Origin of the sequence: Streptomyces sp. NPDC126497 (genome assembly GCF_040302425.1) — a bacterium.
Lineage (GTDB): Bacteria > Actinomycetota > Actinomycetes > Streptomycetales > Streptomycetaceae > Streptomyces.
Window position 1 is genome coordinate 84,681 of record NZ_JBEORT010000001.1, and the last position, 17,636, is coordinate 102,316.

Annotated in this window: 15 protein-coding genes and 1 riboswitch; of the genes, 6 read left to right on the forward strand and 9 right to left on the reverse strand. The window is 74.6% G+C overall.

Annotated features, from left to right (window positions below):
• Positions 1-92 precede the first annotated feature (92 nt).
• Together ABTY20_RS00360 and ABTY20_RS00365 are read left to right on the forward strand one after the other, a co-directional pair.
• Entirely contained in the window at positions 93-5,033 is a 4,941-nt protein-coding gene (locus ABTY20_RS00360; RefSeq protein WP_351994771.1) for a DNA repair ATPase, read from the forward strand.
• The gene (locus ABTY20_RS00365) at positions 5,030-5,275 is read left to right on the forward strand and encodes a hypothetical protein (protein WP_351994772.1); all 246 of its coding nucleotides are present in this window, start codon (positions 5,030-5,032) and stop codon (positions 5,273-5,275) included. The genes ABTY20_RS00360 and ABTY20_RS00365 overlap by 4 nt, the downstream gene beginning before the upstream one ends.
• 19 nt (positions 5,276-5,294) lie before the next feature.
• On the opposite strand, the gene ABTY20_RS00370 is transcribed toward ABTY20_RS00365, so the two are convergent.
• Genes ABTY20_RS00370 through ABTY20_RS00385 form a run of 4 tightly spaced genes read right to left on the reverse strand, consistent with a single transcriptional unit; the run spans position 5,295 to position 7,986 of the window.
• Positions 5,295-6,152, reverse strand: a complete 858-nt coding sequence (locus ABTY20_RS00370; protein ID WP_351994773.1) for an energy-coupling factor ABC transporter ATP-binding protein — start codon at positions 6,150-6,152, stop codon at positions 5,295-5,297.
• Positions 6,149-6,898, reverse strand: a complete 750-nt coding sequence (gene cbiQ, locus ABTY20_RS00375; protein WP_351994774.1) for a cobalt ECF transporter T component CbiQ — start codon at positions 6,896-6,898, stop codon at positions 6,149-6,151. Before cbiQ ends, ABTY20_RS00370 begins: the two co-directional genes overlap by 4 nt.
• Positions 6,899-6,904: 6 nt before the next feature.
• On the reverse strand, positions 6,905-7,270 hold the full coding sequence (locus ABTY20_RS00380; protein WP_351994775.1) for an energy-coupling factor ABC transporter substrate-binding protein: 366 nt from the start codon (positions 7,268-7,270) through the stop codon (positions 6,905-6,907).
• The gene (locus ABTY20_RS00385; protein WP_351994776.1) at positions 7,267-7,986 is read right to left on the reverse strand and encodes an energy-coupling factor ABC transporter permease; all 720 of its coding nucleotides are present in this window, start codon (positions 7,984-7,986) and stop codon (positions 7,267-7,269) included. Before ABTY20_RS00385 ends, ABTY20_RS00380 begins: the two co-directional genes overlap by 4 nt.
• Before the next feature lie 30 nt (positions 7,987-8,016).
• Positions 8,017-8,199: riboswitch (cobalamin riboswitch) on the reverse strand.
• A gap of 173 nt (positions 8,200-8,372) precedes the next feature.
• Here ABTY20_RS00385 and ABTY20_RS00390 point away from each other — a divergent pair.
• Positions 8,373-8,711, forward strand: a complete 339-nt coding sequence (locus tag ABTY20_RS00390; protein ID WP_351994777.1) for a PadR family transcriptional regulator — start codon at positions 8,373-8,375, stop codon at positions 8,709-8,711.
• Positions 8,708-9,646, forward strand: a complete 939-nt coding sequence (locus tag ABTY20_RS00395) for an HAAS signaling domain-containing protein (RefSeq protein ID WP_351994778.1) — start codon at positions 8,708-8,710, stop codon at positions 9,644-9,646. The genes ABTY20_RS00390 and ABTY20_RS00395 overlap by 4 nt, the downstream gene beginning before the upstream one ends.
• 61 nt (positions 9,647-9,707) lie before the next feature.
• Here the strand turns inward: ABTY20_RS00395 and ABTY20_RS00400 are convergent, their stop codons facing one another.
• The 5 genes from ABTY20_RS00400 to ABTY20_RS00420 form a co-directional block, all read right to left on the reverse strand.
• A complete protein-coding gene (locus ABTY20_RS00400; protein ID WP_351994779.1) occupies positions 9,708-11,207 on the reverse strand; it encodes an AMP-binding protein in 1,500 nt (499 codons plus the stop codon).
• On the reverse strand, positions 11,204-11,503 hold the full coding sequence (locus ABTY20_RS00405) for a phosphopantetheine-binding protein (RefSeq protein WP_351994780.1): 300 nt from the start codon (positions 11,501-11,503) through the stop codon (positions 11,204-11,206). Before ABTY20_RS00405 ends, ABTY20_RS00400 begins: the two co-directional genes overlap by 4 nt.
• Before the next feature lie 47 nt (positions 11,504-11,550).
• A complete protein-coding gene (locus ABTY20_RS00410) occupies positions 11,551-12,576 on the reverse strand; it encodes a 3-oxoacyl-[acyl-carrier-protein] synthase III C-terminal domain-containing protein (RefSeq protein ID WP_351994781.1) in 1,026 nt (341 codons plus the stop codon).
• 31 nt (positions 12,577-12,607) lie between these two features.
• Positions 12,608-13,999 carry an MFS transporter gene (locus tag ABTY20_RS00415; RefSeq protein WP_351994782.1) on the reverse strand — a complete coding sequence of 464 codons (1,392 nt, stop codon included), beginning with the start codon at positions 13,997-13,999 and terminating at the stop codon, positions 12,608-12,610.
• Positions 14,000-14,156: 157 nt separating this feature from the next.
• Entirely contained in the window at positions 14,157-15,137 is a 981-nt protein-coding gene (locus tag ABTY20_RS00420) for a helix-turn-helix transcriptional regulator (protein ID WP_351994783.1), read from the reverse strand.
• A 133-nt stretch (positions 15,138-15,270) separates the two neighbouring features.
• Between ABTY20_RS00420 and ABTY20_RS00425 the strand changes: the two genes are divergently transcribed.
• Together ABTY20_RS00425 and ABTY20_RS00430 are read left to right on the forward strand one after the other, a co-directional pair.
• Positions 15,271-15,975: a 4'-phosphopantetheinyl transferase family protein gene (locus ABTY20_RS00425; RefSeq protein ID WP_351994784.1), complete on the forward strand. Its 705-nt coding sequence runs from the start codon at positions 15,271-15,273 to the stop codon at positions 15,973-15,975.
• A 259-nt stretch (positions 15,976-16,234) separates the two neighbouring features.
• On the forward strand, positions 16,235-17,590 hold the full coding sequence (locus ABTY20_RS00430; RefSeq protein WP_351994785.1) for an ATP-binding protein: 1,356 nt from the start codon (positions 16,235-16,237) through the stop codon (positions 17,588-17,590).
• Positions 17,591-17,636 lie beyond the last annotated feature (46 nt).

The following is a 17,636-nucleotide window of genomic DNA, read 5'->3' on the forward strand; positions in this document are numbered from 1 at the left end:
CTGACGGGGCGGGGGGGGGCCTGCCCCCCGGCGGGGGGGGCCCCCCCCCCGTGGGGCGGGCGCCCCCCGACCGCACCATCCGAGAGGCAGCCATGACCACCGGCACCCACGAACCCGTGCACCCGGCCCACCGCGGCACGCCCGGAGCGGGCGGCCCCGAGACGGCGGCCGACGGCGGCGCCTACCAGGTGCTGCGCGACCGCCTCGCCGACCGGGCGGCCGAACTCGCCGGCCGGGCCGAGGCGTTGAACCACCGCCGGGCCGAGGAGTTCGGCGCCCCCGAACTGCGCCTCACCGGCACCGAGCGGCTGCGCACCGGCCGCACCGCCGTGCCCCGCGACATCGTCGCCGTCGGCGACGTGCTGCTCTTCGGCTACGACACCCGGCCCCGCCCGGAGGCCGGCACCGCGGTCGGCGACGTCCTCGCCCCGCACGACCGCGACCTGAACCGCCTCCCCGACGACGCCGTCCCCGGACTCCTCGACGACCCCGGCTTCGTCCGCGAGTTCGCCGCCCTGCACCGCTACTACCGCCAGGCGCGCCTGCTGCGGCTGCGCCGGGTCGACGGCAGGCTGCTCGCCGTCTTCCAGACCGGCGAGAAGGCCGGCGACATCCGCGTCCTGCGCTGGACGATCCCGGAGGACGGCCGCTCGGCGGTCTTCCTGGACGCGCGCGGCGACCGCGACCACGCCCGCACCCCGCCCGCCGGCGTCACCTGGACGCCCGCCACCCGCGAGGACCACGTCCTCGGCCGCCACCCGCACGTCTCCGTCCGGGGCGAGGTGTTCGTCGACACCCTCGGCGGCACCCTCACCGTCAAGACCGAGAACGACACCGACACCCCCGACGGCGTCCACAGCGAACCGGTCGACGAGCCGCTGCAGTCCCTCGCCGACGCCGAGATCGCCCACGCCCGCGTCGGCCCGCTGATCCTGCTGCGGATCCTCCCCTACAAGGAGAGCGACCACCGCCACCTGGTCTTCAACACCCTCACCCGGACCGTCGTCCGCCTCGACGGCATCGGACAGGGCTGCCGCCGCCTCCCCGACGACCAGGGCATCGTCTTCCCCGGCGGCTACTGCCTGGCCGCCGGCCCCCACAAGACGTACGAACTCGACACCACCGGCATGGAGTTCGCGAGCGAGGTGCGCTCCCCCTACGGCGAGGACGTGCTGTACGTCTTCCACGCGCCCGGACGCGGACGCGCGCTGCTGCTGTCGTACAACCTCATCCGCGAGGCGGTCGCCACCCCGATGGCCTGCCACGGCTGGGCGCTGTTCGACGACGGACTCCTCGCCCTGCTGCGTCCCGACGGCGACGACCCCGCCCGCGTCCACCCCGTGCAGCTGTGGCGCTCGCCCTACGTCTCCGACACCCACGCCGCCGCACAGCCCGTCGGCGAGGGCCCGCTGGCCCGGGTCGGCAACGCCGACCTGGTGCGCGGCGTCTCCGACTGCCTGTCCCTGGCCCGCTCCGTCGCCGAGACCACCCCCACCACCGAGGTGTACACGGCCCTGGTGGCCGCCTGCGCGCGCGCCCTGGACGCCCACCACTGGCTGGGCGACTCCGAACTCGGCGACCTGCGCACGCCGTTGGAGCAGATGCGGGCCACCGCCGACCAGGTGCTGGCCGAGTTCGAGACCGTGCGCGACCTCACCGGGCGGGCCGCCGCCGCGCTCGACGAGGCGGCGGACCGGATCGCCTCGGTGGTGCGCCGGCTGCGCGGCGAGCAGCCCCGCGAGGCCGCCGCCTGGGTCGCCGGACTGACCGAACTCCGCCACGCCCAGGGCCATCTGCTGACCCTGAAGGAGATGCGGTACGCGGACCACGCCCGCATCGACGCACTGGCCGAGGGCGCCGGGGCCGACCTCGCCTCCTTCGGGCAGCGCGCGATCGCCTTCCTGGCCCGCGAGGACGCCTTCGCCGCCCACCACGCGGACGTCGAACGGCTGGTCGCCGACGCCGAGTCGGTCACCACCGCCGCCGAGGCCGCCCCGGTCGCCGGCCGCCTGGACGAGCTGGCCGACGGGCTGGGCACGGTGACCGAGGTGGTCGCCGGGCTCGACATCGCCGACGCCACCGTCCGCACGGCCGTCCTGGAGCGGATCGCCGGGGCGACGGGCGGCGTCAACCGCGCCCGCGCCACCCTCGAGGCCCGCCGCCGGTCCCTCCTCGACCGCGAGGCGCGCGCCGGTCTCGCCGCCGAACTCGCCCTGCTCGGGCAGACGGTCACCGGCGCCCTCGCAGCGGCGGACACCCCGGAGACCTGCGACGAGCAGCTGACCCGGGTGCTGGCGCAACTGGAGTCCCTGGAGTCCCGGTTCGCCGAGTTCGACGACGTCCTCGGCGAGCTCGCCGACCGGCGCACCGAGATCTACGAGGCGTTCTCCGCCCGCAAGCAGGGCCTCTCCGACGCCCGCGCCCGCCGCGCCGAACAGCTCGCCGCCGCCGCCGGCCGCGTCCTGGAGACGGTCGCCCGGCGCTGTGCCGCGCTCCCCGACGCGGACGCGGTCAGCACCTACTTCGCCTCCGACCCGCTCGTCGCCAAGGTCCGCCGCACCGCCGAGGAGCTGCGCGCACTCGGCGACCGGGTCCGGGCCGAGGAGCTCGACGGCCGGCTGCGCTCCGCCCGGCAGGAGGCCGACCGCGCCCTGCGCGACCGCGCCGACCTCTACGCGGACGGCGGACGCGCCGTCCGCCTGGGCCGGCACCGGTTCGCCGTCTCCACCCAGCCCCTCGACCTCACCGTCGTCCCGCACGGCGACGGCCTCGCGCTCGCCCTCACCGGCACCGACTACCGCGCCCCCGTCACCGACCCCGCGCTCCTCGCCGACCGCCCCCTGTGGGACCGGCACCTGCCGTCCGAGTCGCCCGGGGTCTACCGCGCCGAACACCTCGCCGCCCGGCTGCTGCACGAGCACGGCCCCGCCGCCCTGGCCGGCGCCGACGACCTCGCCGCCCTGGTCCGCCGGGCCGCCGAGGAGGCGTACGACGAGGGGTACGAGCGGGGCGTCCACGACCACGACGCCACCGCGCTCCTCGCCGCCCTCCTGCCCCTGTACGCCGGCGCGGGCCCGCTGCGCCACGAGCCCGCCGCCCGCGCCCACGCCCTGCTGTACTGGGCGCACGGCACCACGGCCCAGGAGCGCGCGGACCTCACCCGCCGCGCCCGCTCCCTGGCCCGGGTCCGCGACGCCTTCGGGCCCCCGCCCGCCCTCGACGCGCTGCGCGCGGAACTCGCCGGGGCCGTACGCGACTGGGACGCCGCCGCCCCCGTCCGCCCGGAGGCCTGCGCCGCGTACCTCCTCGACGAACTGACCACCGGCCCCGAGGGCTTCGTCATCGGCGCCCGCACCCGCGCGCTCCTCGACGCCTTCCGCCGCGAGGTCGCCGGCGAGGCCTACGCCGACGACCTCGCCGCCCTCGCCGGCCTCCCGGCCCGCCGCCAGCTGGCCGAGGCCTGGCTGACCGCGTACGCCGCGGCCACCGGCCGGGAGCCGGCCGCCGGCGACCTCGCGGAGGCCGTGGCCGCCGAACTCTGCCCGGACACGCCCCGCCACACGTCGGACGCGCCCCTGACCGTCACCGTGGACGGCCTGCTCGGCACCCACCCCCGGATCACCGGCCGCCGCCTCACCCTCCGCCTGGACGAGTTCCTCGCCCGCACCGAGGAGTTCAGGGAGCGCGACGTGCCCGCCTTCCGCGCCTTCCAGCGCCGCCGCACCGCCCTGGTGACCGCCGAGCGCACCCGGCTGCGGCTGGACGACCACCGGCCGCGGGTGATGTCGTCGTTCGTCCGCAACCGGCTGGTCGACGAGGTCTACCTCCCGCTGGTCGGCGACAGCCTCGCCAAGCAGCTCGGCACCACGGGGGAGTCCGGCCGCACCGGCACCGGCGGCCTGCTGCTGCTCGTCTCCCCGCCCGGCTACGGCAAGACGACCCTCATGGAGTACGTCGCCGACCGCCTCGGCCTGGTCCTGGTGAGGATCAGCGGTCCCGCGCTCGGCCACGCGGTCACCTCGCTCGACCCGGCCGAGGCGCCGGACGCCACCGCCCGCCAGGAGATCGAGAAGATCAACTTCGCGCTCGCGGCCGGCAACAACACCCTCCTGTACCTCGACGACATCCAGCACACCTCGCCCGGACTGCTGCAGAGGTTCATCCCGCTGTGCGACGCCACGCGCCGGATGGAGGGCGTGTGGGAGGGCGAGCCGCGCACCTACGACCTGCGCGGCAAGCGGTTCGCCGTCTGCATGGCCGGCAACCCCTACACCGAGTCCGGCGAGGCCTTCCGGGTCCCCGACATGCTGGCCAACCGCGCCGACGTGTGGAACCTCGGCGACGTCCTCACCGGCAAGGAGGACGTCTTCGCGCTCAGCTTCGTGGAGAACGCCCTCACCGCCAACCCGGTGCTCGCCCCGCTCGCCGGCCGCGACCGCGCCGACCTGGACCTGCTGGTCCGCCTCGCCGGGAACGACCCCACCGCCCGCCCCGACCGCCTCGTCCACCCCTACGCGCCCACCGAACTGGACCGCGTCCTGGCGGTGCTGCGCCACCTGCTCACCGCCCGCCGCACGGTCCTCGCCGTCAACGCCGCCTACATCGCCTCCGCCGCCCGGTCCGACCACGCCCGCACCGAGCCGCCGTTCCGGCTCCAGGGCTCCTACCGCAACATGAACAAGATCGCCCAGCGGATCCAGCCCGTCATGAACGACGCCGAACTGGCCGCCGTCGTCGACGACCACTACACGGCCGAGGCCCAGACCCTCACCACCGGCGCCGAGGCGAACCTGCTCAAACTCGCCGAACTGCGCGGCACCCTCACCCCCGACCGGGCGGCCCGCTGGACCGAGCTGAAGGCGGCCCACGTCCGCACCCTGGCCCTGGGCGGCCCCGACGAGGACGCCCTGGCCCGGGCGGTCGCCGCCCTCGCCCTCCTCGGCGACCGCATCGCCGCCGTCGAGTCGGCCATCACCCGCGCCGCCGACCCGCGCCGGCTGCTCGCCCACCCGGCCCCCGAGAGCGACCGGTGACGCCCCGCCCGGCACCGCTCCCCGAGGACGCGCACGGCGTCCGGCTCGGCATCCCCACCGCCGCCGGGCGGCGCGCCGTACGAAGGGCGCCGGAGCGACGGCCGACGGGCGGGCCGGGAGTGAGCAGGGCCGCTCGTGCGCACCTCGACGGCGGCCGCCCGGCCGTGCTGGTGTTCCTCGCGCGGGTGACGGGCCTGTGCGCCCATGTGTCCACGCCGGTGCGGACCGGCCGCGCGACCTGACCGGTACCGTCCCGCTCCCTCACGGGACGTCGGCGTCCGTGGTGGTCGCGGCCACCAGGGCCGCCAGTTCCTCCGGGGAGCGGGGGCCGGAGTCCGGGCCGGCCGCCAGTCCCTGTGCCCGCAGCAGCCGGGCGACCGCCACGCCCCACGGCAGCCGCAGCCCGGCGGCCCGCAGGAGGTCGGTACGGGCCAGCAGTTCGGCGACGGGGCCGGTGCTCACCCCCGCCGGGGTGAGCAGGGCCGCGTCGTCGGCCCAGCGCAGGGCCAGGTCCACGTCGTGGGTGGCCATGACGACCGTGGTGCCGCCGGCGCGCAGCCGGTCGAGGGCGGCGAGCAGGCGTTCCTGGCCGTCGGGGTCGAGTCCCGCCGTCGGCTCGTCGAGGATCAGGACGCGCGGCCGCATGGCGACCGCGCCCGCGATGGCCGTCCGCTTGCGCTGCCCGTAGGACAGCAGGTGCGTGGGACGGTCGGCGAGGGCGGTGATGTCCAGCGCGGCCAGCGCCTCCGCCACCCGGGCGCGCACCTCCGCGTCGGACAGGCCGAGGTTCAGCGGGCCGAAGGAGACGTCCTGCCCGACGGACGCCGCGAACAACTGGTCGTCGGGGTCCTGCACCACCAGCTGCACGGTGGTGCGCAGCGCCGTCAGGCCCTTGCGGTCGTAGCGGACCGGCCGCCCCCCGACGGTCAGCTCGCCGCCCGCCGGACGCAGTCCACCGCTCAGCAGCCGCATCAGCGTCGTCTTGCCGCTGCCGTTGCGTCCCAGCAGGGCCAGCGCGCGCCCCTCGCGCACCTCGAAGTCCAGGCCGTCGAGCACGGGCGGGCCGTCCTCGTACGCGAACGACGCGCCCCGCAGGGCCACCAGGGCGGACTCGCTCACGACAGGGGACCTTCCAGGACGAGGGTGAGGGCGGCCAGCGCCGCCAGGAGCGCCACGCTCAGCGCCGTGAACCGGACGGAGACCCGGGCCTCGGGCACCAGCACGCGCAGGGTGCCGTCGTAGCCGCGCCCGGCGAGCCCGGTCTGCAGCCGCGCCGCCCGGTCGAAGGACCGGACGAACGCGGTCGCGCCGAGCCCGCCCAGCGAACGCCAGGCCGCCGCCCGGGTGGTGTGCCCGAGCCGGGCCGCCTGCGCGTCCCGGACGCGGCGCACCGAGTCCAGCAGCAGGAAGCTCATCCGGTACGTCACCAGCGCCACGTCCACGAGCGGGGCCGGCACCCCGGCCCGCACCAGGCGCGGCAGCAGGTCGGACATCGGTGTGGTGAAGGCGAACAGCAGCACGCCCAGCGAGGCCGCGGAGGTGCGCAGCAGCACCTCCCCGGCGCGCAGCGGCCCGTCCCCGGCCCAGGACACGAATCCGCCCGGCCCGCCCACCCGCACCAGCAGCGTCAGCGCCCCGGTGACGCAGAAGCCCAGCGGCACCCGGTACGCCCGCCACAGCCGCCGGGCGGGCACCCCGGCCGGGCCGAGCAGCACCACGAGCGCCGTCACCAGCACCAGGGCCGCGCCCGGCCACGGTGGCAGCGAGATCGCCAGCACGGTGAGGCCGAGCCCCAGCACGGCCTTGTCCACGGGATGACGGCGGCGCCAGCGGCTGCTGTGCGCCGCCGCGTCGATCGGCAGCACGCGCCGTCAGGCCCGTCGTCCGGGAGCGGCGTCCGGGTCCGCGCCGGCCTCGGCCCGCAGCCGCTCCAGCGCCCGTGCCTCGCCCTGCCGCCGCCCGCGCCGCACCCCGAAGTAGTACGCGAGGACGCCCGCGCCGAGCGCCGCCTGGAGGGCGAACAGCGCCGACTCGATCTCGCCGGACGGCGGTTCGTACAGGGGTGAGAACCAGGGCTCGTAGTCCGGGTCGATCTCGGTGATCGCGGTCTCCGCCTCGGCGTCCGCGCCGGTGAACGGCTCCTCCTTGTGGTCCCCGAGCCCGAACGCCAGCGGGATCACGGCGAGCGCGGCCACCAGCACCAGCAGCAGCGTGTTGATCTTCGCGTTGCGGCTCATCGGGCCACCGTCCCCGCCGAGTCGGACGACTTCGCCGTCTTCCGCCCGGCCCCCGACGTCACCAGCACCCCGAGCCGCGTCAGCTCCCCCTTGCTCGACTGCGTCAGCATGCGCATCACCAGCACCGTCAGCAGCCCCTCGCTCACCGCGAGCGGGATCTGCGTCACGGCGAAGATGGAGCCGAACTTGCCCAGCGCGCCCGGGAATCCGCTGCCCGGGTCGGGGAAGGCGAGCGCCAGCTGCACGCTCGTCACGCAGTACGTCGACAGGTCGGCGGCGAACGCGCCGGAGAACACCGCCACCATCAGCGGCACGTCGTACCGGCGCAGCAGCCGGTAGACGCCGTACCCGGCCCAGGGGCCGACGACCGCCATCGAGAAGACGTTGGCGCCCAGGGTGGTCAGCCCGCCGTGGGCGAGCAACAGCGCCTGGAACAGCAGGGTGATGGTGCCCAGCACCGCCATGACCGGCGGCCGGAACAGGATCGCGCCCAGGCCCGTGCCGGTGGGGTGGGAGCAACTCCCGGTGACCGACGGCAGTTTCAGCGCGGACAGCACGAACGTGAACGCTCCCGAGGCACCGAGGAGAAGGGTGCTCTCGGGATGCTCCCTGACGTCACGGATGAGCGACCGGGCTCCGTGGACGACGAAGGGCGCCGACGCGACGCCCCAGGCGACCGCGTGCGCCGGAGGCAGGAAACCCTCGGCAATGTGCATGGCTCAGCAGACCCTCTCCAGCACCTCGTGGATGGTTGACGCGCCTTGGCCGGTCTCCTGGCTGACGGGTACCACCGCCCGTGCTCCGCCTTCCCGGGTTCCGAAGAACCCAGTGGCTGTCCGTGAGGACCGGAGCCGGACTTCCCGATCACAGTGGCGAGGGCCGCACCGGTATCGCACCGATTTCCCGTCACCAAGGCGTGGTGACAGTAGTGCCCGTTCCGGTCCGGTGACAAGCGGACACCGGGGGCGCGCGGACGGTGGGACGTGCGCCGGATCCGTGCGGTCCCCCTGCCGCGCGGCGTCCGGGGCGTCCCGAGGGGGCGGAGCATCCACCGTGTCAGGGGGGGTGACATTAGTGTGCGACGCACACTATCGTGTGGGTCGTGTCCGTAGAAGAACTGACCCTGAGCCAGGCGCAGGAACTGCGCCGCGGGACGGTGGTGCTCGCCTGTCTGGCGCTGCTCCGGAAACCGCAGTACGGCTATGCGCTCCTGGAGACGCTCGGCGACGCGGGGGTCACCGTCGACGGAAACACGCTGTACCCGCTGCTGCGGCGCCTGGAGAAACAGGGGTTGCTGACGAGCGAGTGGAACACCGACGAGTCCCGGCCGCGCAAGTTCTACCGTGTCAGCCCCGACGGATCCCGGGTCCGGGAGGGCCTGGTGCGTGAATGGCAGGACCTCGTCGCTTCGATCTCACGACTCACCAAGGAGAACGAATGAGTACGGGGGTGCTCACCGAGCGCTACGTCCACGAGGTCGTCCGACGGCTTCCGGCGGACCAGCGTGACGACGTGGCCCGAGAGCTCCGCGCCACCATCGCCGACACCATCGACGGCCGGGGCGGCGACGACCACCGGGCGGCCGAGCGGGAGGTGCTCAGCGAGCTGGGGGACCCGGTGCGGTACGCGGCCCGGTGCACCGAACGGCCGCTGGTCCTGATCGGTCCGGACCTGTATCCCGCCTACGTACGCGCGCTGGTCACCCTGGTGGCCGGCGTGCTGCCGGCCCTCTCCCTCGGGCTCGCCCTGCTGGAGGTGGCCGACGGCGGCGGTCCCGGCGCGGCCCTGCGCGTCGGCGCCGGCACGCTGATGGGAGTCGGCGCCCAGCTGGTCGCCGCGATCACGGTGGTGTTCGGCGTGACCGAGCGGATCCGGTACCGCCGTGGCGTCACCGGCGACCGCTGGACGCCGGACGAACTGCCCGACGTCCCGCGGCGCGACCGGGGCGGTGTCGCGGCGTCGGCCGCCGTGGCGTGGGACGTGCTGCTGTTCGCGCTGATCGTCTGGCAGCACACCGCCGAGCCCTACCGGGCGGACGACGGGCGGCACCTGGAGGTACTGGACCCGGACCTGTGGTCGGGCTGGCTGTGGCCGGTTCTGGCCGGTCTGGCCGGTCTCGCGGTGGTCGGGGCCGCACGGGTGGCCGGGCAGGGCTGGACCGTCCGGCTGGCCGGCTGGTACGCGCTCGCCCATGCGGTGTTCACGCTGCCGCTGGCCTGGGTGCTGTACCGGCAGGAGCTGTTCAACCCCGACTTCCTCGCCGACGCCAGGACCCTCTGGGAGTCCCAGGAATCGGTCTACGGCGGAGCGGCGGTCATCGTGCTCGCCATCGGCGTCACCTCGGTGGCCAAGGCCTTCCGCACGGCGCTCCGCTGACCGCGGGGAACGACACGCGGGGGCTGCCCGGCCACGGCCGGACAGCCCCCGCGTGCCCGCGTCACGCCGTGCTCAGCGAGTCCCGGATCCGGGTGCGGTCGACCTTCCCCGTCGACGTCCTCGGCAACGGCCGGGACACCATCTCGAACACGCTCGGCACGGCCGCCCGCACCGTCCGCTCCGCACAGTACCGACGCAGCGCCAGGACCCCCACGGAGCCGGGCTCGACCGGCCGCACGGTCGCGTGCAGACGGTGGCCGGCGACCGGGTCCGGGAGTGCGACGACGGCCGCTTCGGCGACCGCCGGGTGCTCCAGCAGGATGCTCTCGACGTGCTGGGTGCTGACCTGGGTGCCGCGCACCTTGACCATGTGGTCGGTCCGCCCCAGCACGCTCAGCGAGCCGTCCTCGTGCCGCCGGACGACGTCACCGCTGCGGTAGTACACCACCCCGGGCACGCCGTCGTGGTGCGGGGCGAACTTCCGGCTGTCGGGCACATTGACGTAACCCGTCGTCTGGAACGGGGTGCTGACGAGCAGCTCCCCCCGGCCGGGGCCGGTCAGGGCGCGCCCGTCGTCGCCGGTGATCAGCCAGTGCACGCCGGGCAGCGGGCGGCCGATCGGCAGCGGACCGGCGACCGGTCCGCTGCGGTCCACCTCGTGGAGGAAGCTGTTGTTCGTCTCGGTGCAGCCGTAGTTGTTGAACCAGCGGGCGTACGGGAACACCGGAGGCAGGCCCGCCAGCACCCGGGCCGGCATCGCCTCGCCCGCGAAGACCAGGTGCTCGGGGGTGGTCAGCGGGCCCGCCTCGGCGGCGGCCCGGGTGAGCAGCTCGAACAGCAGGGGAACGCCCTGGATCAGCGTCACGCGGTGGTCGGCGACCAGGCCGTGCAGGTAGCGCGCCGAGGTGCCCCGCTCCGGGTCGGCCAGCACCACCGTCCCGCCGTGCGCGAGGGTGCTCCACACGTCCAGCAGGCACAGGTCGAAGTTGAGCGGCGCGTAGTTGAGGACCGTGCTGCCCGGCCCGAGGGGGAAGGCGTCCGCCGCCCACGCGGTGAACCGGGCCACCGCCCCCTGTGACAGCGGCACGATCTTCGGCAGGCCCGTCGAACCGGACGTGGTCAGCAGGAAGCCGGTGTCGTCCTCGGCGACCTCGGCGGGCGGGCGCGGTTCCCCGGCGCCGCCCGGAGCGGCGGCGGACGGGTCCACCACCACGTCCACCAGAGGATCGTCGGCCAGGCCGAGGACCACCGTGCACCCGGCCTGCCCGTACAGCTCCTCGAGCGGCAGGTCGGGCAGTTCGTGGGAGGGCAGCAGGAAGCCGCGGCCCGCCATCAGACAGCCCAGGACGAGGGCCACCGCCTCCGGCGACTTCCGCATCCGCAGGCCCACCGGGCGGCCGGGGTGCGGTGCGGCGGCCTCCACCCGGGTGCGGGCACGGCAGGCCATGGCGTGCAGCTCGCCGTACGAGGTCGTCCGGCCCTCCCAGACGAGTGCGGGGGCGGACGGCCGCTCGGCGGCCCGGGCGGTGAACGCCGCGGCGAGGGGCGCAGGGGCACTCATGAGCGTTCCCTCCCGGCCGCCGCCCGCCCGGCCGTGGCCCGGATGGCGCGCACGGTGCGGAAGTTGCGTCCGACGAGCTCCTCGTCGGGCAGGTCGACGCCGTGCTCGTCCGCCAGCCAGGCCGCGATGTGCAGGACCGCGAGGCTGTCGATCACCGCGGTGGCGAGCAGGTCGTACTCCGGGTCCAGGTCGGCGGTGTCGAGACCGGGCAGGAAGCGCTCGACGACGAAGCCGGCGATGTCCGCCTCGGAGGGGGCGGGAGGCGTCACCGGCGCGGAGGGGGGATCGGCGGCCATGTTTCGGTACGTCCTTTCGCGGGTGCTGACGTGCGGGGAGCGCCGTCTCACACTTCGACGAGCGTGCAGAACCAGTGCATCCCGGGGGACGCGACGCCCGTGAGGGCCACCAGGTCCCCGAGGGCCAGTTCGCCGGCCTCGATGTGCCGCCACAGGCAGACCAGTTGGTCGGCGCAGCCCATGTGGCCCAGGGAGCGGGCCAGTTCGGCGTTGGTGCGGGCGAGGGGGATGCCGACGGTGTCGGCCACCGCCCGGAACGCCTGCTGGTTGTCGTTGAGGTGGATCAGCCGGGCCAGTTCGGACCGGTTCCGTCCCGCGCGTGCCAGGGCCTCGTCGACGACGTCCGCGAGCCGCGCCGTGGTCTCCTTCAGGAACGCCTGGAAGCGCTCCGGGTCCCGGTCGAAATGCCGGTAGACGGAGGCCATCGGGCTGACGTCCTTCAGCCCGCTCCCCGGCGGCGGCAGCGGCACGGCCGCCCCGCCGTACTCGATGCGGAACAGGTCCGCGTACTCGGGACGGGTGAACTGTGCCGAGGACAGCCGGCGCAGCCGCGGATGCCCGCGGCGGACGACGGCGGCGACGGCTCCGTCGCTGGCGACGCAGCCGTTGAAGTCCATCCGGTTGCCGTGCGCCTCGCTCATCACGTTGACCAGGACCACCAGCGCGGTCTCGGCGGCGGAGAGGGCCATCGCGCCGGCGGCGTGGTCCAGTGCGGGCGACCACGCCGCGCACGCCTGCGTGAACAGCGTGGTGGGCGTGCCGTGCGCGCCCAGGGACCGGGCCACGGCCGCCGAGGGGTCCCAGCCCAGGTAGTCCGGCACGTCGGAGTTGCCGACGACGATCAGGTCGAGGTCGGCGGCGGTGACGTCGGCGTTCTCCAGGGCCTCCCGCGCGGCCTCGGCGGCCAGGTCGACGGCGGTGACGCCGGGCGCGGCGCGGTGGTAGGTGCGGTAGCCGAGGGCCGTGACCGCCTCGGGATCGGGAACGTAGTCGGCCGCCGTCGCCGACACGTCGCGTCGCTCGCCGAAGGCCATGCCCATGGCGACGATGCCCAACTCCGCTGACGTGCCCATGTGTACTTCCTTCCCAGTCGGCCGGGGTGGATCAGCCCGCCCCGTCCTCCGACGATCGGATCAGGACGACGCCGTCCGCGGCGGCCCCCCCGGGCCCGACGTCGTCGGCCGGGAGCTCCCGGACCTCCTCCAGCGGAACGTCCAGGAGGGCGAGGCGGCGCCGGCCCAGGTGCAGGGTGAGCGCCAGGAGGGCCATGGCGGCGGCCAGCACCAGCACGGCCGACTCCACGCCCAGCGAGTCGGCGAGTACGCCGGCCACCAGCGGTCCGGTCCACTGCACGGCCTGGAAGCCGAACTGCCCGGTGGCGGCGACCCGTCCCAGATACGCGTCCGGGACCAGCCGGACCTCGTAGGACTCGGTGACGACGTTCATCGGGATCATGCTCGTCATGCCGATCATCATCACCATGCCGATCTGCCAGGGCCGGGGCGCGACGGCGACCGCGGCGAAGGAGGCCGTGAACAGCCAGGCGGACAGCAGCAGTACGCGACGGGCGCCGACACGCCGCATCAGCCACGGACCCAGCACGGCCCCGATCACGCCGCCGGCGACCGCCAGGGAGGTCACCGCGCCGATGGTGGCCGGTCCGCCGCCCCGGTGCTGCACCATGACCACGAAGAGCAGGGTGAAGCCCTGCGCCACCGCGTTGAGCACGGCGCCCCAGGCGAGCGTGAACACCAGGTAGTCGCTGCGCCGGATCATGCGCAGCCCGTCCTTGACGTCCGCGGCCAGACCCGGCCGGCGCTCCCCGTCGTCCCGTCGGTCCGGGCCCAGCGGCCGGCGGATGAGGAACGAGCTGAGGGTGATGAACAGGAAGGACACGGCGTCGAACAGGAACGGCACCCAGCGCGCCGCCGCGTACAGCAGGCCGCCCAGCGGGGCGCCGAGGAGCTGGGCCAGCATGTCGCGGCCCATGCCCTGCGCCGTGGCGTCGGCGATCCGCTCCTTCGGTACGATCCGGCGCAGCACCGGGGAGGTCACGCCGGACCTCAGTCCGGCCGCGAGTCCGCTGGCCAACGCCAGCACGTCGAGAACCGGGACCGAGGGGTCGCCCCGGTACACCAGCCAGGCGACGGCTCCCATCGACAGCGCCTCGACCAGCGCGGCCAGGCCCAGGAGGAGGCGCCGCGACATCCGGTCCGACAGGGCGCCGCCGAGCACCAGCGTGCCGAGCCGGCCCAGCATGTGCAGCATCGTGATGGTGCCCGCCTGCGCCGCCGACCCGGTCACGTGCAGCATGAGCAGGGGGAAGGCGAGCGTCGAGACGCTGTTGCCGAGCGCCGACAGGCCCTCGCCGGACCACCAGACGACGTAGTCGCGGTCGCGCCACAACGACGGCGGCTTCCCGCTCCGTCCGGTGTCCCCGCCGTCCCGTTCGGTGTCCTCGGTCCGTTCGGTGTCCTCGGGGCGTGACCGCACCATCGTCGTCCGCTCCCCGTCCGTTCGCGCGTTCGCTGGTCCGGGCCGGTGCCGCGGATCCCGACCAGCATGCTGGTCGAAGCGCCACCGGACGGGCCAGGCAGCGCACCGGCAACTCCGGGGGAGGAAATGTTGCCGCCGGTGCCGCCTCCGGCAGCCGTCAGATCCAGCCGCGTCTGGCCGCCTGGTACCCCGCCTCGAACCTGCTGGCCGCCCCCAGCCGTGCGCACAGGTCGGCGACGATCCTGCGCACGGTGCGCAGCGAGACGCCGAGGCGCCGGCGGATCGCCTCGTCGTTGAGGCCGCGCGCCATCAGGCGCAGCAGTTCCCTCTCGCGCGGGCTGAGCTCGTGCTCGTCGGGGCCCGGTCCGCTGGAGCCGAGCGGTACCGCGTTCTCCCAGAACCGCTCGAACAGGGAGTTCAGCGCCTCGACGACGCCCGGCACGGTGATCTGCACGACCCCGTGCCACGGGGCGCGCGGATCGGTGGGCAGCAGCGCCAGGGAGCGGTCGACGAGGAGCAGGTGCACGGGCAGCGACGGAACGGTGCGCACCCGGCAGTCCGGCTCGGCCTCCCACGCGGTGCGCAGGGCGACCCGGGTGTCACCGCGGACGCTGTCCGTGGTGACCGCACGGTTCGCCACGCCGCGGGCCAGGACCTTCCGGTGCAGCTCCCGCGCGGGTTCCAGCCAGCTCGTCGAGGACGGTCCGTCCGGCAGGAGGGCCAGCCACTCGGTGTCCGCCGCGCGGGACAGCTCGTGCAGCCGGTCGATGACGGCCACCTGGCCGTTGACGTACTCGAAACCGGGCTCCCGGCCGCCCGGCCGTGCTTCGACGTACCGGTCGATGAGGGCCGTGGCGGCGGCCCGGTCCTCCTCGAACTCCCGCAGCCGGTCCTCGATCCCGGACATCTGCCGCAGCAGCAGGGCCCGGAGGGCGAGGCGGGGATCCACCAGCTCGCCGAGGTCCTCCCCGGACGGCCGCAGCAGGTCCAGCTGCGCCAGTCGTTCCAGTGCCGTGCGTACGTCATCGGCCGGAACGCCCAGGTGGGCGGCGAGTTCGTCCGCTTCCCGGTGCCGTCCCGTGATGAGCTGCGTGTACACCACACGGGTGAGTCGATCGAGTCCTAACCTCTGCAGCATGGAGTCACATCCCCGTGTCCCCGTCATCCGTCACTCCTCGGGCCGCCGACCATCCCTGCGCACAGATCGCACAGGTGGGGGAGTATCTTCGGCGCCGACCGTATCAACCGGTGATCTTTTCTACGGGGGCGTGGTGCTCGATCACTTGGTTCCCGAGGGCGTCGAGCTGTGCGAGGCGTACGGCGACGCGGGACCCGAAGCGGCGGCGTACCGCCTGTTCCCCTCCGAGCGGGCCGTGGTGCGGCACCTGTCGGAGGAGCGGCGGCGTGAGTTCACCACGGTGCGGGGCTGTGCGCGCAGGGCGCTGGCCCGGCTGGGCATTCCGCCGGGACCACTTGTTCCGGATGTGTCGGGTGCCCCGCGGTGGCCCCGGGGGGCGGTCGGCAGCATGACCCACTGCCCCGGCTACCGGGCGGCCGTCGTGGCCCCGGCCGGGGAGTACGCCGCCCTCGGGATCGACGCCGAACCGGCCGAACCGCTGCCCGCCGTCGTCGCCGCGCGACTCCTGCCGGACGCCGAACGGCGGTCGGCGCACGCGCTGGGCGCGGCCCTCGGGATACCGGCGGACCGGCTGGCGTTCTGCGCCAAGGAGGCGTCCTACAAGGCGTTCTCCCCGTGGCTCGGGCGCCGTCACGGCATCCGCGACTTCGCGGTGCTGCCGGCCGGCGACGGCTCGTTCCGGGGTGCGGTGCCCGGGCGGCGGCACCGGTTCGAGGGACGGTGGACGGTGCGTTCCGGTTACCTGGTGGCAGTCGTCTGCCTGACCGCCGCGGAGTGGTCCGGACCGCTGTCGGCGGGTTTTCCGCCCGGCAGCGGGTGGCAACAAGCGGCCATGTGACGCTTTCCTGCCGAGAGGGGAACTCCCGCTTGTTCTTTTGGTCGAGTAGGGTCCAGTCTTGGCCAAAACGGGAATGTGACGCAGTTAACTTTGTGGGAATCCGGTCAATCGCTCCGGATCGGCCCACCGGCCGAGAAAGAGGTGCGGCCTACCGCTGTGCGAGATGTCCATGGGGATGGACGCGGGGGTCGCGCCAGTCTGATTTCCAAGGGGGATTCTGTCAATGGTGATTCACGCCGAATTTTTCTCCTTCGGCAGAATGGATGTACATCAGCTACGTGAATTCCTGGTGAACCAGCGACGGGTTTCCGGCTGGACGCAGGAGGAGCTCGCGGAGCGTTCCGGTGTCAGTGTGCGCACGATCCGGAACCTGGAGACCGGATCCAACACCAACCCCCGCCGGAGCTCCGTCGAACTGCTGCTCAACGCCCTCGGCAGCGCTTCCGCCGCGCCCGTCGGCCCGAACGCCTGGTATCCGGGGGACGGACCCCTCGTGCCCGCGCAGCGGACCCGCTCCGAGCAGGACCGGGCGCGACCCGTGCCGTGGCGCGGGCCCCGGCCCCTCGGTGACCCGCTGGTGGGCCGTGAGACCGACATGCGGCACATCCTGGCCTCCGCGCAGCGCAGCCGGCTGGTGGTCCTCACCGGGCCCGGCGGCGTGGGCAAGACCCGGCTCGCGCTCGCGGCGGCGTACCGGCTGCGCCCGCTCTTCCCCGACGGCGTCGCGGTCGTCGAACTGCGCGACTGCACGCCGGAACACCTCGAGCCGGTCCGCAGCCGCGCCGAACTGGACCGTCTCACCGAAGGCCTGACCGGGGACCTGGGCGACACCGGGCGGCGGCTGCTCGTCCTGGACGGCGCCGAACGCGTCGTCCGGCAGACCGTCCGCCTCGCCCGCCGGCTCCTCGACGAACACCCCGGACTGCACCTGCTCGTCACCTCGCGCCGGACCCTGGCCGCCGGGGCGGCCGAGGGCTGGGAGGTCGAACCGCTGCGTGTGGACGGCCCCGAGGACCGCGACACGGGAGTGCCGAGTGCGGTGGAACTGCTGCTGCGCCGTGTCCGGGCCGGCCTGCCGACGCTGGACCTGGCCCCGCACATGCCGCAGGTCACCACGTTGTGCCGGCTGCTGGACGGGATGCCGCTGGCCATCGAGATCGCCGCGCAGCGGCTGCGGTCCCTGCCGCTCAGCTCGCTGTTGCGGGAGGAGACCTTGTTCTCGTTGCTCGACCAGGTCGACGCGGGCGCGCTGAGCGCCCACCGCACCCTCTCCGACAGCGTTCGCTGGAGTTACGACCTGCTGCCCGCGCCGCACCGGGACCTGCTGCACGACCTGGTCGCGCTGCCCGACCCGTTCGCGCTGGACGACGTCCTCGCCGGTCACCAGGGACCCACCGGATCGGCGCCCCAGCTCTCCCACCGCCTGGCCGAACTCGTCGACGCCTCACTGGTCCAGACGTTGCGTCAGGGGCAGTACCGGTACCGGGTCCACGCCCTCGTCCGGCACGTCGTGGCACGCGCGCGGCAGCAGCCCGTCGCCCCGTGCGGACAGGACGTGGACGAGTACCGCGCCCGTGCCGTGTCCGCGGCCGGCGCGGCGCACTCCGCCGCCTGACGTCCCGTCCGCGAAGCGCCCCCCGGGGGGTCCGGGGGCGCTTCGC

What these genes read in the sequence shown, in the direction of transcription:
- ABTY20_RS00405 (WP_351994780.1), bottom strand. Translation starts at nt 11,503, where the DNA reads ATGGCCGCCGATCCCCCCTCCGCGCCGGTGACGCCTCCCGCCCCCTCC.
- ABTY20_RS00395 (WP_351994778.1), top strand. Translation starts at nt 8,708, where the DNA reads ATGAGTACGGGGGTGCTCACCGAGCGCTACGTCCACGAGGTCGTCCGA.
- ABTY20_RS00420 (WP_351994783.1), bottom strand. Translation starts at nt 15,137, where the DNA reads ATGCTGCAGAGGTTAGGACTCGATCGACTCACCCGTGTGGTGTACACG.
- ABTY20_RS00430 (WP_351994785.1), top strand. Translation starts at nt 16,235, where the DNA reads ATGGATGTACATCAGCTACGTGAATTCCTGGTGAACCAGCGACGGGTT.
- ABTY20_RS00385 (WP_351994776.1), bottom strand. Translation starts at nt 7,986, where the DNA reads ATGCACATTGCCGAGGGTTTCCTGCCTCCGGCGCACGCGGTCGCCTGG.
- ABTY20_RS00415 (WP_351994782.1), bottom strand. Translation starts at nt 13,999, where the DNA reads ATGGTGCGGTCACGCCCCGAGGACACCGAACGGACCGAGGACACCGAA.
- ABTY20_RS00360 (WP_351994771.1), top strand. Translation starts at nt 93, where the DNA reads ATGACCACCGGCACCCACGAACCCGTGCACCCGGCCCACCGCGGCACG.
- ABTY20_RS00400 (WP_351994779.1), bottom strand. Translation starts at nt 11,207, where the DNA reads ATGAGTGCCCCTGCGCCCCTCGCCGCGGCGTTCACCGCCCGGGCCGCC.
- ABTY20_RS00410 (WP_351994781.1), bottom strand. Translation starts at nt 12,576, where the DNA reads ATGGGCACGTCAGCGGAGTTGGGCATCGTCGCCATGGGCATGGCCTTC.
- ABTY20_RS00380 (WP_351994775.1), bottom strand. Translation starts at nt 7,270, where the DNA reads ATGAGCCGCAACGCGAAGATCAACACGCTGCTGCTGGTGCTGGTGGCC.